Annotated in this window: 12 protein-coding genes; 9 read left to right on the top strand and 3 right to left on the bottom strand. The window is 42.7% G+C overall.

The genetic code is table 11. The annotated features are described in order from the left end of the window. The first annotated feature begins 33 nt into the window (after window positions 1-33). From GVN16_RS23895 to GVN16_RS23885, 3 genes are all read left to right on the top strand, one after another. The gene (locus tag GVN16_RS23895) at window positions 34-603 is read left to right on the top strand and encodes a Crp/Fnr family transcriptional regulator (protein WP_166566488.1); all 570 of its coding nucleotides are present in this window, start codon (window positions 34-36) and stop codon (window positions 601-603) included. A gap of 458 nt (window positions 604-1,061) precedes the next feature. Then, window positions 1,062-4,400 carry a sialate O-acetylesterase gene (locus GVN16_RS23890; protein ID WP_166566487.1) on the top strand — a complete coding sequence of 1,113 codons (3,339 nt, stop codon included), beginning with the start codon at window positions 1,062-1,064 and terminating at the stop codon, window positions 4,398-4,400. Window positions 4,401-4,538: 138 nt separating this feature from the next. Continuing rightward, window positions 4,539-4,880 (top strand): hypothetical protein, encoded by a 342-nt coding sequence (locus GVN16_RS23885; RefSeq protein WP_166566486.1) that lies wholly within the window; start codon window positions 4,539-4,541, stop codon window positions 4,878-4,880. Window positions 4,881-4,889: 9 nt separating this feature from the next. On the opposite strand, the gene GVN16_RS23880 is transcribed toward GVN16_RS23885, so the two are convergent. Together GVN16_RS23880 and GVN16_RS23875 are read right to left on the bottom strand one after the other, a co-directional pair. Beyond that, complete coding sequence (locus GVN16_RS23880) at window positions 4,890-5,747, bottom strand: RimK family alpha-L-glutamate ligase (protein ID WP_166566485.1); 858 nt, start codon at window positions 5,745-5,747, stop codon at window positions 4,890-4,892. Between the two features lie 98 nt (window positions 5,748-5,845). Beyond that, window positions 5,846-6,955, bottom strand: a complete 1,110-nt coding sequence (locus tag GVN16_RS23875) for an aldose epimerase family protein (protein ID WP_409013200.1) — start codon at window positions 6,953-6,955, stop codon at window positions 5,846-5,848. Between the two features lie 364 nt (window positions 6,956-7,319). Here GVN16_RS23875 and GVN16_RS23870 point away from each other — a divergent pair, with 364 nt between their 5' ends. Then, window positions 7,320-8,141: an enoyl-ACP reductase gene (locus GVN16_RS23870; RefSeq protein WP_166566483.1), complete on the top strand. Its 822-nt coding sequence runs from the start codon at window positions 7,320-7,322 to the stop codon at window positions 8,139-8,141. Between the two features lie 65 nt (window positions 8,142-8,206). Here GVN16_RS23870 and GVN16_RS23865 read toward each other — a convergent pair whose 3' ends face one another. Further along, a complete protein-coding gene (locus GVN16_RS23865) occupies window positions 8,207-9,430 on the bottom strand; it encodes a dipeptidase (RefSeq protein ID WP_166566482.1) in 1,224 nt (407 codons plus the stop codon). A 353-nt stretch (window positions 9,431-9,783) separates the two neighbouring features. Here GVN16_RS23865 and ilvD point away from each other — a divergent pair, with 353 nt between their 5' ends. The 5 genes from ilvD (at window position 9,784) to ilvA (ending at window position 16,413) form a co-directional block, all read left to right on the top strand. Then, a complete protein-coding gene (gene ilvD / locus GVN16_RS23860; protein ID WP_166566481.1) occupies window positions 9,784-11,469 on the top strand; it encodes a dihydroxy-acid dehydratase in 1,686 nt (561 codons plus the stop codon). A gap of 117 nt (window positions 11,470-11,586) precedes the next feature. Further along, window positions 11,587-13,272 (top strand): biosynthetic-type acetolactate synthase large subunit, encoded by a 1,686-nt coding sequence (gene ilvB / locus GVN16_RS23855; protein WP_229244340.1) that lies wholly within the window; start codon window positions 11,587-11,589, stop codon window positions 13,270-13,272. A 27-nt stretch (window positions 13,273-13,299) separates the two neighbouring features. Continuing rightward, window positions 13,300-13,836 carry an acetolactate synthase small subunit gene (gene ilvN, locus GVN16_RS23850; protein WP_166566480.1) on the top strand — a complete coding sequence of 179 codons (537 nt, stop codon included), beginning with the start codon at window positions 13,300-13,302 and terminating at the stop codon, window positions 13,834-13,836. Window positions 13,837-13,925: 89 nt separating this feature from the next. Next, on the top strand, window positions 13,926-14,969 hold the full coding sequence (ilvC, locus tag GVN16_RS23845; protein WP_166566479.1) for a ketol-acid reductoisomerase: 1,044 nt from the start codon (window positions 13,926-13,928) through the stop codon (window positions 14,967-14,969). A gap of 169 nt (window positions 14,970-15,138) precedes the next feature. Continuing rightward, a complete protein-coding gene (gene ilvA, locus GVN16_RS23840; protein WP_166566478.1) occupies window positions 15,139-16,413 on the top strand; it encodes a threonine ammonia-lyase in 1,275 nt (424 codons plus the stop codon). Window positions 16,414-16,618 lie beyond the last annotated feature (205 nt).

Genomic DNA, 16,618 nt, shown 5'->3' with positions numbered 1-16,618 from the left:
CTACTTTTATAATGTCTAAATTCGCTTAAAGTTATGCTGACTGAATTTATCGGAGCTTTAGAAAGAATCTTACCGCTTAAACCCGAAGTGGAGGGTTACATCAGGGAAATCACAAGTGTACAGAAATTGCATAAAGGCTCAATCCTGCTTTCGGAAGGGCAGATTTCGGACAGGATTTTTTATATACAGGAAGGTCTGGTGAGGTGTTTTTATTTTGAGAAAAATGAAGAAATCACATCCTGGATAGTCGCGGAGGAAAATTTTATTTGTTCTACTTACAGTTTTATCCAACAGAAACCTTCTTTTGAAACCATCCAGTTACTGGAAGATTCGACGGTTTTCAGCCTTTCTCATGCCCAATTGGAAGAATGTTATCGGAAATTCCCGGAAATGGCCTATATCTCACTAAAAATATCGGAAAATTATCTTCTGCTTCACGATGAGCGTGTTCGTTCACTCAGGCTATCCGCTGCCGAGCGGTACAATCGTTTCCAAAAACGATTCCCGGGTATTGCTTCCAGGACAAAGACACAGCACCTGGCCTCATACCTCGGTCTGTCCAGGTCGTGTCTTAATCTGATCAGGGCTAAGAAGAAGTCTTGAAAATTGTCCAATTTTGGACATTTTTTTGTACAAAATTGGCCAGTCATATAGCCTGATATGTAATAATTTTACACTCAGAAAAAAAATAAGATCAGGGTCGTTTAATGCAACCCGATAATTCTTTACAGCTTATGGATTTACTTTTCTTAACAGGCCCTGGGCAAGCTGTTTCAAAGCCCGTTTTACCGGGTACAGGAAGGCTTTTGTGCTCCGATAAGACATTATACTTTTTGTCCTGAAGCGTCAGGGAATCGCTTTTTGATTTTTAAAAGGTAACTTAGAAATGGGTTTTGGGATATGGTACAACCTTAAAATTTCATATATAAACTAAATCGGAGCTGTTTTTTCAGGAAACAGATCCCCACATTAAATTTTACCATTATGCCCAACGCACCTCCGCTACATGACAGCAGCAAACATCCATTTTTTTAGTGAATCAAAATTCAAACCATATTCTTATGAAAACATCTACAAGCAGACGCTTTAAAATCAATTTACATGTAAAACTTTTACTATTTATGCCCTTATTCCTGACCCTGGCAGGAGGGAAGACTTTTTGTCAGGCTATAGAGTGGCCAAAAAATGATATGATCTTCCAGAGAAGTAACAGCAACACCACCACAATTAAATTTGTACTGAAGCATTCGTCGAATATTACTTCAGTAGCTCTTAAATTCCAGAAATTTAATATCTCTACAAGTCAATGGGGAGACTATGTTAACCCGGAAACCGGCAATACCGATAACTCCTGGAAAAGTTATACGATAACTTCAGGATCAGGTACCTGCCAGGTGTTGTTTAATGCAACCGTTAAAGGAAACTATTATAGAGTCAAAGCCCAGTTTAATGGTGCAACTGAAAGCCCAGAAATCAATTTTGGAGTTGGTGAGGTACTTGCTATAGCAGGACAGTCGAATGCAGCAGGGTATGCTAAAAATGGGAATCAGGCATTGTCATATAACTCCACATTTGTTAAATTTAAAAATGAAAAAAGCACAAATTTAATTTCCGGTACAAGTCAGTTGGAAGGATTTGATAACGGCAACGATCCGGGAACTTCTGGTTCAGGGACAAGTGACTTTGCGTTTGCTTATTATTGGGGAAAATTAGGTGAAGATTTAGCCATAAACCAGCAAGTACCTGTGGCATTTTACCAAACCGCTTTTAGTGGAACAAGTGTAGAGGCGTGGTGGAGCAGTAGAGATAGTCAGACATTTGGAGGTTATCCAAATGGATTTCCATACAATAATTTAAAAAATGTTCTTACTAAAGTCAGAAAACAAGTGGGGCTAAGAGGAGTTCTCTGGCATCAAGGAGAAAAGGATGCCCAGGGAGGTATGAATGCTAATACATATGCCGCGTACCTGAGATGGCTTACAATAAAAAGCCGGATAGATGCAAGTGATAAATCTGGTAGCGGACAAAGCTCTTGCACTGATTGTCATGAACTTGCCTGGGTTATATCAAAAGCAAGCAGATATGGCTCAGGATCCGCAAGTACTATTATCTTAGATGCTCAGCAAAGAGTCATAGGAGATGGGAAAACGGCATTTGGAGATTGGAGTGCTACAGTTGGAGACGGGACGAAATATATGTACCCCGGACCATCTACAGACGATGTTGTTGGTAGTGACCGCGTTGCAGTAGATGGAGTGCACTTAACTCCTTCCGGTCAATCGCAGTTTAAATCGAAATGGCTTACAGCTTTAACTACACCATATGGTGGGCAAACTTTTTTCCAAAGTTCAAACCCCATCCAAAATAATCAGACAGTTGATGTGTCTTTAGGATGTAATGCTGCCGGATGTAATCCTTCTGCTCCGGCATGTAGTTGTGGGTTTGATTTATTGAGCGTATCCATTACAGGTCAATCAGGTACATTTGGTTTTAGTGCCTGTGATGCTTACGGGATTGACTGGAAGATGAAGAACGCTTCAGGTGCAGTGGTTGCTTCAGGGAATGTATCACCGACCTCTGCCAATGTTCCGTTTTCTATTCCATCAGGGATTCCTACGGGCACCTACACATTTGAAACGTGTGTGACTAAAAATACTCCGGCCGGATCGACCACTTGTAACGGATTTGATTCCATATCCTTTTTTTACACAGGAGTCGGTTGCTCTAGCCCTACGCCAACGATCACTGCAAACGGAACGACAAGCCTTTGTGCAGGCTCTTCGGTTACTTTGACGGCTTCCGGCTGTTCCGGCACCACTCCAATTTGGTCTAACGGGACAACGGCAAATTCGATTGTTGTCAGTACAGCAGGAAACTATTCTGCCAAGTGTTCAAGTCAGGGATGTCAATCGAATTCGATAGGGGTAACAGTCACCACCTGTGAGCCATTATCATCCTGTTACCGCTTCTACATTGCCGGATTCCATTCTTCCAATGATTTCAGACCGATTACTTTGTCGGGCAGCATATTGAATCTGCCGAGCAATGGCGATAACAGCAACAACAGCATCTGGAAAAAAGTACAGGACGGAGCCTATTCAAAACTGGTTTCAGTGACCAATGAGAATACTGCTATCACGATAGAAAGCGGGTCGGCCAGTTTTGAGGCTGTTGTCAATGTGGCTGCTTATACCGGGGCAGGGAGCCAGAAATGGTCGATTGAACAGTCTTCAGGCCAGCCTTATTATTTTATTAAAAGCAGTTTAAATACCGGCTTGTTTATCGGTGGCGGAAACGGGTCATGGGATGGCGGAGACACCGACCCTAACTCTAAAGACCTGAAATTGAAAAGTGATGCGAGTTGGGGAGGTAATAAATGGTATATGCAATCAGTGACATGTCCTACAACCTGTTCAAGTCCGACGTTGACCATTACAGCCAATGGTTCCACAAGTCTGTGCGGGGGAGGCCTGGTTTCGTTATCAACTTCAGGATGCTCAGGAGGTACTATTAACTGGTCTAACGGAGGTACTGGAACCGGAACAACCGTGAGTGCAGCCGGCAGCTATACGGCCACATGTACTCTTTCGGGATGTACACAAAGCAGCCCATCTAACGCGATAACGGTTACTACCTGCAACCCATCCCCTTGCTATCGTTTTTATATTGCCGGATATCATTCGTCCAATGATTTCAGACCAATCACTTTATCCGGAAGCGTATTGAATATTCCCAGCAATGGGGACAATACGAACAACAGCATCTGGAAAAAAATAGAGGACGGAGCTTATTCAAAACTGGTTTCTGTAACGAATGAAAATACAGCCATTACTATAGAAGGTGGCTCTGCGAGTTTTGATGCTATCGTCAATGTCGCTTCTTACACCGGAGCAGGAAGTCAGAAGTGGCAGTTTGAGCAAGCTTCCGGTCAATCTTATCACTTCATCAAAAGCAGCCTCAATGCTGGTTTGTTTATAGGAGGAGGAAATGGTGCATGGGATGGTGGAGACGCTGATCCTAATACCAAAGACCTGAAATTGAAAAGTGACGCAAGCTGGGGTGGGAATAAATGGTATATGCAGTCTGTGACCTGTCCTAACGGAAGGATTTCAGCTGAATATGTGGCGAGTAATGTGGATGAAGGCTCAACCAAAACCGTTGTTTCTCCTAATCCGACTGATGGTATTATAAAAGTAAAGTATCACCTGACCGGACAAGCGACAGTATTTTTCAGTTTTACGGATAATCTTGGGAAAACAATACTTACTAAACAAGTAGAGTCAAAAGCCGGGTCAAACCAGACCGAATTTGACTTGAAGAATAATCCTGCGGGTATTTATTATCTGAATCTTAGGTCTGTTCAAAAAACAGAAACTGTGAAGGTAGTGAAGGTCAATTAATAGGTTATTTTTTCGGAGAGGCTGTCCGGTTCCGGGCAGTCTCTTTTTTTTATTGCACTATTTTAATATTTTTTTATTTTTAATTAAGCTTCTCTTCAGTATTATACTATAGCTTGGTGCTATTAAACAAATAGTATAATGAATAGTATTTTAAAGAAAGATCAGGCCAATGTACTCAGTGTTTTGTCACAACTGATGATGATACTGACAGTTATTCAGATATTAGTTTTGTTTACGGCCAAAGAGCATGAAACCGGCCTGCTGTGGGTGGCAGGATCGGGTTTCGTAGGATTTTTGATGAGTTTGCATGTCTTTCAGAATATAAAGATTGAAGCGGGGTACAACAGGATTACGGGGGTTTTCCTGGGTTTGATTACCATTGTTGCTTACGCTTTTGCTTTTATTAACTATGAAGACTTCAGACTGATGCTTGGTTTTTTAATGGCACTTTTTATTGTTATTTTTCTTGTTAGGGGCTAATTGATTAAGTCAAACTCCGGAGATTCTCCGGAGTATTTCTTCTATAAAACGCGGAGCTATTTTTTCATCATATTGAAAATACAGATCAGGCTCTATTAACTCAAGTTCCATCAGATTGAATTCTCCGTTGATCATCAGACCGTCTACGCGTCCATAAAGCAGCGGCTCTTTGATCTGGCTGATCACTTTCTGACCCGTGGCAATGAGATTTTCATCAGGCTGAAATAGCTGATACTGACCGCCATATTGACTTTGTACTCTGAAATCCCCGTCTTTGGGCTTTTTGAGTATCGCATGTGAAAACCGACCGTTGAAGAAAATCATAGAGATTTCTCCGTTTGTACTGATTTCTTCTAAAAAAGGCTGTATCAACCAGTCATTTCCCGAAACTACCTCTTCTAAAACTTTAGCATTAAGCTTATCCGCTTCAAAAATATTGGTCAGATGTGATCCGGCAGAAACTGCCGGTTTTATGACTATTTTGTTCCATCCCTGTGTCTTAATGTCTTCTATGGATGCCGGAAAATCCTGAACGGAAAATAAAGTGGGGATGATTTTTATCCCGTTTTTCCGGAATTCCTTCAGATAAAATTTATGCTTATTCTGCCTGATAACCGGAATGGGATTAAGGACAGGAATACTCAGTTCTTCCATCAGGCTCAGCCACTCTTCAAATGCCTCTTCTTCAAGGTAATAATCCCATATGTTCCTGACGACCAGGTAGTCGAATGATTGCCAGTTTACATTTTTATCATTCCAGATGACAGGTTCTGCTTTTATTCCTTTTTCCAGCAGAAGGGGTATGAGTATCTGATCAGCGGGGTTAAGTTGCGGGAGTCTGTCACACGTGAGTATTCCAATGAGCATGTTGGTTTTTTTTTGGCAAAAGTAATGCTTTGATTTTAAAGATAAAAAAAGCCCGCAATGACTTACGGGCTTTCAGATAGAAAAGAAACTGTACTTTCCTACTTTACAGAGAACTTGTAAATAGTGGTGGTTTTATATACTTCATTGGGTTTTAGAGTAGTACTTGGGAATTTCGGCTGATTCGGAGAATCAGGGAAATGTTGGGTTTCCAGGCAAAATCCTGATCTTTTGGTATAAGGTTTGCCATTTCTGCCAATCACACTGCCGTTTAAGAAATTGCCGGTATAAAACTGAACCCCAGGCTCTGTAGTAGACACTTCCATCACTCTGCCACTGGTGGCTTCAGTTACCGTAGCGAATGTTTTTAACGGGGTAGATGACTCGTTCAGGACCCAGCAGTGGTCATACCCGCCGCCGGCTTTGATCTGATCATCACTTTCATCATTGATGCGTTCTCCGATTTTGTGAGCAGTCGTAAAGTCAAAAGGAGTTCCTTTCACATCTTTAAGTTCACCTGTAGGGATAAGCGAAGAATTAACAGGCGTAAATTTATCTGCCTTCAAAGTCACTTCATGATCCAGTACATCCCTGCTGTCGTCTCCGGCCAGGTTGAAATAAGTATGGTTGGTTAAATTAACCACCGTTGTTTTATCTGTTGTAGCCGAATAATCTATTTTAAGAGAATTGTCCTTTTGCAGCGTGTAAGTTACCTGTACCTTAAGATTTCCCGGATATCCTTCTTCCATGTCTTTTGAGGTATAGGACAATTTAAGCTGAGGCTCTTCTCCGTCAACCGGAACAGCAGTCCATAATACCTTATCAAAACCTTTTTTGCCACCATGCAGGGCGTTTACCCCGTTGTTTTTTTCAAGGGTATACTTTTTACCTTCCAAAGTGAATTCGCCGTTGGCGATACGGTTGCCGTACCTGCCTACCAGGGCTCCGAAAAACGGAGTACCTTTTAAGTAATCCTCCAGGGTGTTGCATCCAAGAGTTACTTCTCCGTATTTCCCATCCTTATCAGGAGCAGTCAATGAGGTGATAATACCTCCGTAATTAGTGATTTTAACAGTCATCCCCTGAGCGTTTTTAAGGGTGAAAAGCTGGGCTTTTGAACTGTCAGGCAAAACGCCGTAATCTGCGACTTCGATAAATTTTGTACTCATTTCAGTGTTTTCTTCTTTGCTTTCAGTGTTTGTACATGCCATAGATCCTGCAACTATCAAGGCAGTAGTTAAAAATGTTGAATAAAAAGTCATTTCTTTTAAGGTTTACTAATGAGAGAATTTAAATCCGGTCTTCATGGTAATAATGACCAAAGATAAGTAATATTTTTTGTGATTTAAGTGTAATTTGATCTAAAAACACCTCAAGGTGCTTACCATACGTACAAGTAATATACTGTGCTGTCATGTTTTCTGCCGGACAGCGGTGTAAAAAATGAAGCCTTTTTATATTAGCAGAAAGAGGAGACCTGATTTTTTTAATTCATGATTGATAGTATCAATTAACCTAAAAATCATAATTTTGTAGCGAAATATTTATTAATTAAACCAAACTACCTTAAACTGAATGGCTTACGGATTATTAAAAGGTAAAAAAGGAATTATTTCAGGTGCTTTAGATGAAAAATCAATCGCCTGGAAAGTTGCTCTGAAAGCAAAAGAAGAAGGTGCTTCATTTGTACTGACCAATGCCCCGATCGCAATGCGTATGGGCGAAATCAATAAACTGGCGGAAATTTGTGATGCTAAAATCATCGCAGCAGACGCTACTTCTGTAGAAGATCTTCAGAATCTTTATACCCAATCCATGGAACACCTGGGAGGGAAAGTGGATTTTGTCCTTCACTCTATCGGGATGTCTCCAAACATCAGAAAAGGTAAAGAATACGGTGATCTTAACTATGATTGGTTTTTGAAAAGCATTGACGTTTCTGCACTTTCATTCCATAAGTTTATGCAGGTAGCTGAAAAGCTGGATGCCATCAATGAGTGGGGATCTGTAGTGGGTCTTTCTTATATTGCTGCTCAGCGTACTTTCCCGTTTTATACGGATATGGCTGATGCCAAAGCTGTTCTTGAGTCGATCGCCAGAGGTTATGGCTATCGTTACGGAAAGGCTAAGAATGTAAGGGTGAATACCATTTCACAGTCGCCAACCAAAACCACGGCCGGTACAGGTATCGGAGGTTTTGAGTCTTTCTATGACTTTGCTGATATTATTTCTCCTTTGGGTAATGCCTCTGCAGACCAATGTGCTGATTATATCATCACCCTGTTCTCTGATCTGACCAGGATGGTTACGATGCAGAACCTTTTCCACGATGGTGGTTATTCCAATACCGGGATTTCCACAGATTTGCTGGAGAAAATGGGAGAGTTAAAAAAATAAAAAACCGGGAAAGTTAATTTCCCCGGTTATCTGTAATGGTGTCTTTCCCTGTGGGAGAGGCACCATTAATTTTTTGCGGCATAGTCAAGGGCTGCATTCCATACTCTGAAGATATTTCCGGAGCAGATTTTTTCGATGTCAGCAGGGGAATATCCTCTTTTGATCAGTACATACAGCAAATTGGGATAATCTGCCACATCTTTAAGACCTGTGGGAAGGGAGTCGCCCACTCCGTCAAAATCAGAGCCGAAACCAACATGGTTAATGCCGGCCAGTTTGACAATATGGTCCACGTGATCAGCCACCTGCTCCACATCGGCAAAAGCATTCGGATTGGCTTTCATAAATTCATCTATAACAGCTTTGGCTGCGTCGTCTCTGAAAGTAAGGCCTTTTGCTTTAAGTACTTCTCCCAGTTTCTTTTGATTTTCTGTTCTCTTTTTAGCTACTTCCCCGTCTACAAAAGTAGAACCGAAGTTGACCATGATCACGCCATTGTTCTTACCCATAACCTTAATCATGTCATCAGACATGTTTCTTTCAAAGCCGGGAGTGAATTTCCTCGCCGAAGAATGAGAGGCTATCACCGGTACCGGGGAAATTTCAATCACCTGGTAAAACGAATTGTCTGAAATATGGGATACATCTATCAGGATGCCTTCTTTAGCCATTTCTTTCACCACCTCACGGCCGTAAGGGCTCAGTCCTTTCCAGGTTTTGGTAGTGTCATACGAAGAGTCGCAGATTTTATTGTCTTTGGAATGTGTCAGTGTAATGTAGCTGATGCCTTTTTGGCGATAGCCTTTTACATCGGCAAGCGTGGCAATAGGAGAGCCGTTTTCCATACCCATCGGCAGGGCTATTTTGCCCTGACCGGCAATCCTGATGACATCTGCAGGCGTGGTGGCCACTTCATAATAGGTTTTGTTCTGATCGGCAATCCACTTCACCATCGTAATCAGTGAGTCGGCCAGAAGCTGGGCTCCCGCAGGTTCGTAAGATGCCGGAATATAAATGGACATGAATGGAGCTTTCAGTCCGCCTTTTTTGGCCCTTTCGAAATCAAAATCGCCTTCAGCTGATTTTACAGGAATACCCACATATTGTTTTTCGAGTTGAAAATTCTTCACTTTCAGACGGTAGGGCAGATCGACATGGCCATCAGCAATGATGTATTTCTGGGCAAGTCGATTGGCCAGTTCTTTCTGAGCATCGTCAGAAACAGAGCTTTTGATTTTTGAGGAGGCACATGAAGTGAGTAAAAACGCTGCAAAGAGTAATCGGATCATTTTAAAGACAGATTAGGTTTGAATTGATAAAGTACAAAATTATTAAAAGTAGGAATTTCCTTAAAGCCTTGAATAAATGGTCAAACGAATATATAAAAGTTTTTAAAAAGAAGGAAGCCTTCTTGGAATAATATAATTTTTGCATTCGAAAATCTTGATTTATTAATGTTTTTTAATAAGCTCAGTAATTTCTTTATTTTTTTGTTGGAAATAAAAATAATAATTTTTTCATTTGTGAAGTAGTTTTTATCAAAATAGCGAATTTTCGCCAATGAAGAATTTCTGCCAACATTTAGAAACACTCTTTTTATAAGATGTCTGGCACTTAGAGAAGTATTAATTTTATCAATATAATGAGTCAAGAACTTAACAAGTACAGCAGAACCCTGACACAAGAAGTAAGTAACCCGGCCGCTCAGGCCATGCTTTATGCCATCGGTATGAAGGAAGAGGATATGGCAAAGCCACAGATTGGTATCGCCAGCACAGGTTACGAAGGAAACCCATGTAATATCCACCTGAACGGACTTTCTGTTCACGTGAAAAAAGGCATCCAGGCCAATGACATGGTCGGATTGATTTTTCACACCATCGGTGTGTCTGACGGGATGACCAACGGTAACGATGGGATGAGTTATTCTCTTCCTAGCCGTGATATCATCGCCGATTCAATCGAAAACGTGGTTTCTGCACAATGGTATGACGGTGTGATCACTGTGGTAGGATGTGACAAAAACATGCCGGGTGCAGTAATGGCCATGTGCCGTGTTAACAGGCCGGGGATTATGGTGTACGGAGGAACAGTGAAGTCAGGATCGTGGAAAGGTAAAAAACTGGACATCGTTTCGGCTTTTGAGGCTTACGGACAAAAGCTTGCCGGCAACATCAGTGATGAGGATTATAAAGGAGTAATACAAAACTCAATTCCGGGACAAGGGGCTTGCGGTGGCATGTACACGGCCAATACGATGGCTTCTTCTATCGAGGCTTTGGGGCTGAGTCTGGCTAACAGCTCTACCTACCCGGCCACACACGAAGGCAAGCAGGCAGAATGTATAGCCATCGGTGCAGCCATGAAAAATATCCTGGAAAAACAGATTCTTCCGAGAGATGTGGTAACGAAGAAGTCATTGGAAAATGCCCTGACCGTCGTAATGGCTCTGGGCGGATCGACCAACGCGGTGCTTCACTATATAGCTATTGCTCATTCGGCAGGACTTGAACTTACTTATGCAGATATACAGGCTATTTCAGACCGTACACCATTCATTGCCGATCTGAAACCTTCAGGAAAATATTATATGGAAGACATGCTGTCTGTAGGTGGTGTGCCTGCGGTCATGAAATATCTTTATAAAAATGGTCTGATCCATGGTGATTGTATGACGATTACCGGTAAAACCATTGCCGAAAACCTTGAAGAGGTGCCTGATCTTGATTTTGAATCACAAAGCATCGTAAGAAGACTCGAAGACCCGATCAAACCGTCAGGACATATCCAGTTGCTGTATGGTAACCTGGCTACAAGAGGTGGAGTCGCTAAAATTACAGGAAAAGAAGGTCTTAAGTTCGAAGGCGTTGCCAAGGTATGTAATAAAGAAGAAGAAATGCTGGAAGCCCTGGCTAAAGGCGAAATCAAAGCAGGGCAGGTAATCGTCATCAGATATGAAGGTCCTAAAGGCGGACCGGGTATGCCCGAAATGCTTAAACCGACTTCCGCGGTGATGGGTGCCGGCCTTGGAGATAAGGTGGCTTTGATTACCGACGGCCGTTTCTCCGGTGGAACGCACGGATTTGTGGTAGGACACATTGCTCCGGAGGCCTTTGAAGGTGGAAATATTGCCCTGGTTGAAGATGGGGATTTGATTACGATAGATGCTGAAACCCGCGAACTGACTGTCCACGTTACCGACGAGGTGCTGGCAGAAAGAAGAAAAACATGGGTGCCGCTTGTGCCTCCTTTCATCGAAAAAGGTGTCTTGAGGAAATACTTTAAAAACGTGTCCGGTGCGGAAGAGGGATGCGTTACCGACAAATAAGAGAATAATTAAAGAATCAATAAACAACAAAAAACCATGAGCAAAATAGCAGAAATCATGGAAGAACCAGTAATCGCTTCAGTAAGTCCTGCTCCTGAAATAGGAACGGTGCCCAAGATGCTTTCCGGAGGACAAGCTCTGATGGAATGTCTTTTGGCTGAAGGTGTAGACACCATATTCGGATATCCGGGCGGAGCTATTATGCCCATTTACGATGCCTTGTATGATTACACCGACAGGATCAGACACGTACTGGTAAGGCATGAGCAGGGTGCATCACACGCTGCAGAAGGTTATGCCAGGTCAAGCGGACGCGTAGGCGTTTGTATGGCCACTTCGGGTCCCGGAGCCACTAACCTGGTGACAGGTATCGCTGACGCCATCATCGACTGTACACCGATGGTAGCCATCACCGGACAGGTAGCCTCTCACCTTCTCGGAACAGATGCTTTCCAGGAAACGGATGTGATCGGCATTACGACCCCGATCTGTAAGTGGAACTATCAGATCATTGATCCTGATGAGATTCCTGAGATTTTAGCGAAAGCCTTTTTCATTGCTCAGGCGGGTAAGCCGGGTCCGGTTTTGATAGACATTACCAAGGATGCCCAGACCAAACTGATGTCAAAGAAATTTGAATATAAAAAAGTAGAGAAACTGGCAGGGTATCATCCACGCCGTGTTCCGAAAATAGAACAGGTAGAGAAAGCTGCTGAAATGATCAACAATGCCAAAAGGCCTTATATTCTTTTTGGTCATGGTGTATTGATCTCAGAAGCGGTAAAAGAGTTCCAGGCGTTTGTAGAGAAAACAGATATTCCTTGTGCCAGTACTTTGCTGGGCCTTTCAGGTATGCCGATTGACCACCCTAACTACATGGGATGGCTGGGTATGCACGGCATGTACGCTCCGAATGTCATGACCGACGAGTGTGATGTCCTGATTGCCATCGGTATGCGTTTTGACGACCGGGTAACCGGCGATGCGGAGCTTTTTGCCAAACAGGCCAGGATCATCCACATTGAAATTGATCCGGCGGAGATAGAAAAGATCAAAAAAACCGAAGCACCGGTAGTAGGCGACATCAAGGAAGTCCTGAATTTGCTGATGCCTTTGGTTAAAAAAGGAGATTATACGGCCTGGAAGAATGAATTCAGGAAACTTGAGCCGGAAGAGAAACTGAAAGTAACCGACAGAGACCTTGGCGGATCTGACCAGATCAAGATGGCGGAAGTGGTTAAAATGGTTTCAGATAAAACAAAAGGAGAAGCCTGTGTGGTGGTAGACGTGGGACAGCACCAGATGGTGGCCGCCAGATATTACCAGTTCAAAAAACCACATTCCTATATCGCCTCGGGTGGATTGGGGACTATGGGTTTTGCCATTCCGGCAGCTTTGGGAGCTAAAATGGGAGCACCTGACAGAAATGTGATTGCCTTTATCGGTGACGGATGTTTCCAGATGACCATCCAGGAGCTGGGTACGATCGCACAAAGCGGACTGGCTGTTAAACTGATCATTCTTAACAATAACTTTTTGGGAATGGTACGCCAGTGGCAGCAACTCTTTTTTGACAAGCGGTATTCATTTGTGGAGCTTCAGAATCCTGATTTTATTACGATTGCGAGGGGTTTCGGAATAGACGGCCACAAATGTACGGAAAGAGAAAGCCTGGAAGAATCCATTGATAAAATGCTGAACCACCAGGGTTCTTATTTGCTGGAAGTTGTTGTAGAAAAAGAAGAAAACGTATTCCCGATGGTTCCTGCCGGAAGAAGTGTTTCTGAAATCAGGTTGGAGTAATTGATCAAAGGCATTTAAAATCAGATTATGAGTACATATACCATTTGCGTGTTTACTGAAAATAGCATTGGCTTATTGAATAAGATCACGGTTATTTTTACACGCAGAAGAATCAATATTGACAGTTTGACGGTATCTGAAACCGAAAGAAAAGGGATTTCAAGATTTACCATCGTTATCAAACATGAGAAAAGGGAAGAAGTTGAAAAGCTTGTTCGCCAAACCAGGAAAATCGTGGAAGTTCTGGCTGTGTTCGGGTATCTCAATGACGACATCGTTTATAATGAGATTGCCCTGTTCAAAATCGCCACACCGCTGGGCTCGAAACCCCTGGATGTAGACACCATCAACCGTGTGTATAAAGCCTGGGTGGTTTACTGGGGACTTGACTATGTGGCCATTCAGAAAACCGGCACCGAGGTAGAGATTTTCGACTTCTTCAAATACCTGAAACCTTACGGTATAATTGAGTTTGTAAGGTCGGGCAGGGTAGCCGTCGGAAAAACCCCGCAAGGTTTGGTAGAGTATCTCCCGGAAGACATGGAGTGGGAGTATTATTTGTAAAATCAGTATCAAAATTCGTAAAAACCACCGGAGTAAACAGGTTTTTACAACAGTTAATAAGTAAATAAAAACTATTCTTTAAATTAAAAATGGCAAAATTAAATTTTGGAGGCGTTGAGGAGGAAGTTGTAACAAGAGAAGAATTTCCCCTTGAAAAAGCAAGAGAAGTATTGGCTAATGAGACTATCGCTGTAATCGGTTATGGTGTTCAGGGTCCGGGTCAGGCGATGAATATGCGTGATAACGGTTTGAACGTTATCGTGGGTCAGCGTAAAGGTAAAACTTATGACAAGGCAATTGCTGATGGCTGGGTTCCTGGTCAGACGCTTTTCGAAATCGAAGAAGCTTTGGAAAAAGGTACCATCATTTGTTATTTACTTTCAGATGCTGCACAAATCGAATTGTGGCCAACTGTGAAGAAATTCCTTACACCGGGTAAATCTCTGTATTTCTCGCATGGTTTCGGAATTACTTACAAAGAAAAAACAGGTATCGTACCTCCTGCTGATGTTGACGTGTTCCTTGCTGCTCCGAAAGGATCAGGAACTTCACTTCGTCGTCTGTTCGTAGAAGGTAAAGGTCTTAACTCATCATTTGCAATCTATCAGGACGCTACAGGAACTGCCCGTCAGAAATGTATCGCCATGGCTATCGGTGTGGGATCAGGCTATTTGTTTGAAACTGATTTTTACAAAGAAGTTACCTCGGATCTTACAGGAGAGCGTGGTACTTTGATGGGAGCTATACAAGGTATTTTCGCGGCTCAGTACGAAGTATTGCGTGCGAACGGCCACTCACCTTCTGAGGCGTTTAACGAAACTGTGGAAGAATTGACTCAGTCATTGATGCCATTGGTAGCTGAAAACGGTATGGACTGGATGTATGCCAACTGTTCTACCACTGCTCAGCGTGGTGCTTTGGACTGGTGGAAGCCTTTCCGCGATGCTACAAAACCTGTTTTTGAGCAACTGTACAACTCAGTTAAAACTCAGAACGAAGCGAGCATCTCAATTGAAAGAAACTCGCAGTCTGACTACCGTGAGAAACTGGAGGTTGAACTGGCTGAACTTCGTGAATCAGAAATGTGGAGAGCAGGTAAGACTGTCCGCAGCCTGAGACCAGAAAACAGCTGAGAATAAATAGATCTTATTAAAAGCCGCCGGAAGTACTAAATCCGGTGGCTTTTTCATTTAGATTACCTGTGAAAAGTAATTTCATACAGCCGGATAAAAAATGCGGATATTTGCCGGTAAACTTAGTAGTTTTTTGTAGGTTTGTCGGTATTTTTATCTCTCTTCAAATATGTCCTCTTCAAATCAAAAAGACCATCAGGATTCAATAGAACTCGAAAATATTTATGCGGCCTCGGAAAGGCTTCGGGATATAGCTATCAGAACTCCATTGACATTCAACAGCAACCTGTCTGAGAAATACCAGGCCAATATTTTTCTTAAAAGAGAGGATCTCCAGGTCGTAAGGTCATATAAGATTCGCGGAGCCTACAATAAAATGGCGGCTATCCCTCATGATGAATTATTGAGAGGGGTGGTTTGTGCCAGTGCGGGGAATCATGCCCAGGGTGTGGCGTACGCCTGCCGTAAACTGGAAGTAAAAGGGATCATTTTTATGCCTACCACCACTCCGGCCCAAAAAGTGCGGCAGGTAAGCATGTTTGGCAAAGACTGGATCGAGATCAAACTGAGCGGGGATACTTATGATGACTCCTACTATGCCGCCCAGGAATATGTGGAGAAAACCGGAGGGATTTTTGTACACCCTTTTGATGATTTCCAGGTCATGGAAGGACAAGGTACGGTTGGCCTTGAGATTTTCAAGGATGCAGATTTTAAGATTGATTATTTACTTTTTGCGATAGGAGGCGGTGGTCTGGCTGCCGGGGTTTCGACTGTTTTTAAGCAACTGAGCCCTAAAACCAAACTGATTGGCGTAGAACCGCTGGGCTCGCCTTCCATGAAAGTGTCATTTGAACAGGGCGAGGTGGTTACACTGGAGCATATAGATAAGTTTGTGGATGGAGCAGCCGTTAAGAGGGTGGGAGATAAGACCTACCAGATCGTTAAAAACAAGCTGGACGACATCCTGCTGATTCCTGAAGGTAAAGTTTGTTCGACGATTCTCCAGCTGTACAATGAAGAAGCCATCGTGGCCGAACCTGCCGGGGCATTGAGTGTTTCGGCCCTTGACTTTATCCGGGATAAAATCAAAGGTAAGAATGTGGTCTGTATTATCGGCGGAGGGAATAATGACATTACCCGTACGGAAGAGATCAAGGAAAGGTCACTGCTATATGAAGGACTAAAACATTATTTCATCATCAGGTTTTTGCAACGTTCCGGAGCAATGAAAGAATTCCTCGAGCATGTACTCGGGCCAACCATGGATATTGTTTTCTTTGAATATTCTAAAAAAACTGCAAGAGAGAGGGGCCCGGCCCTGGTGGGTATAGAAATTGAGAAAAAGGACGATTTTGAAGGCCTGATCCAGAGAATGGAAAACTCCAACGTTCAGTTTACCTACATTAACGACAAGCCGGAGCTTTTCGAATTCCTGATTTAGTCATAGACCCCAGAAGGTATTTGCGGGTTTAAATCGATTGAAATTCTGCATTATATATCAGCCGCTTATGCTGCTGCCGGGCTGACTTTGGTCGTGTCAGGGCGACATTTAATAAAATATTTTTTTAATCACGATTTGATGGTAAATTTGTAGCAAAACCTGATTAAAACGCTGCTCTGACGAATGCTGCAAAGCTTATTCGGAA

Source organism: Emticicia sp. CRIBPO (assembly GCF_009905725.1).
In the GTDB taxonomy this organism is placed as follows: Bacteria; Bacteroidota; Bacteroidia; order Cytophagales; family Spirosomataceae; genus Leadbetterella.
The sequence above is the reverse complement of the archived record's forward strand: the minus strand, read 5'-3'. Positions and strand labels throughout refer to the sequence as shown.

Coding starts and splice junctions, on each gene's coding strand:
- GVN16_RS23895 (WP_166566488.1), top strand. CDS start 34: ATGCTGACTGAATTTATCGGAGCTTTAGAAAGAATCTTACCGCTTAAA.
- GVN16_RS23890 (WP_166566487.1), top strand. CDS start 1,062: ATGAAAACATCTACAAGCAGACGCTTTAAAATCAATTTACATGTAAAA.
- GVN16_RS23885 (WP_166566486.1), top strand. CDS start 4,539: ATGAATAGTATTTTAAAGAAAGATCAGGCCAATGTACTCAGTGTTTTG.
- GVN16_RS23880 (WP_166566485.1), bottom strand. CDS start 5,747: ATGCTCATTGGAATACTCACGTGTGACAGACTCCCGCAACTTAACCCC.
- GVN16_RS23875 (WP_409013200.1), bottom strand. CDS start 6,955: ATGGCATGTACAAACACTGAAAGCAAAGAAGAAAACACTGAAATGAGT.
- GVN16_RS23870 (WP_166566483.1), top strand. CDS start 7,320: ATGGCTTACGGATTATTAAAAGGTAAAAAAGGAATTATTTCAGGTGCT.
- GVN16_RS23865 (WP_166566482.1), bottom strand. CDS start 9,430: ATGATCCGATTACTCTTTGCAGCGTTTTTACTCACTTCATGTGCCTCC.
- ilvD (WP_166566481.1), top strand. CDS start 9,784: ATGAGTCAAGAACTTAACAAGTACAGCAGAACCCTGACACAAGAAGTA.
- ilvB (WP_229244340.1), top strand. CDS start 11,587: ATGCTTTCCGGAGGACAAGCTCTGATGGAATGTCTTTTGGCTGAAGGT.
- ilvN (WP_166566480.1), top strand. CDS start 13,300: ATGAGTACATATACCATTTGCGTGTTTACTGAAAATAGCATTGGCTTA.
- ilvC (WP_166566479.1), top strand. CDS start 13,926: ATGGCAAAATTAAATTTTGGAGGCGTTGAGGAGGAAGTTGTAACAAGA.
- ilvA (WP_166566478.1), top strand. CDS start 15,139: ATGTCCTCTTCAAATCAAAAAGACCATCAGGATTCAATAGAACTCGAA.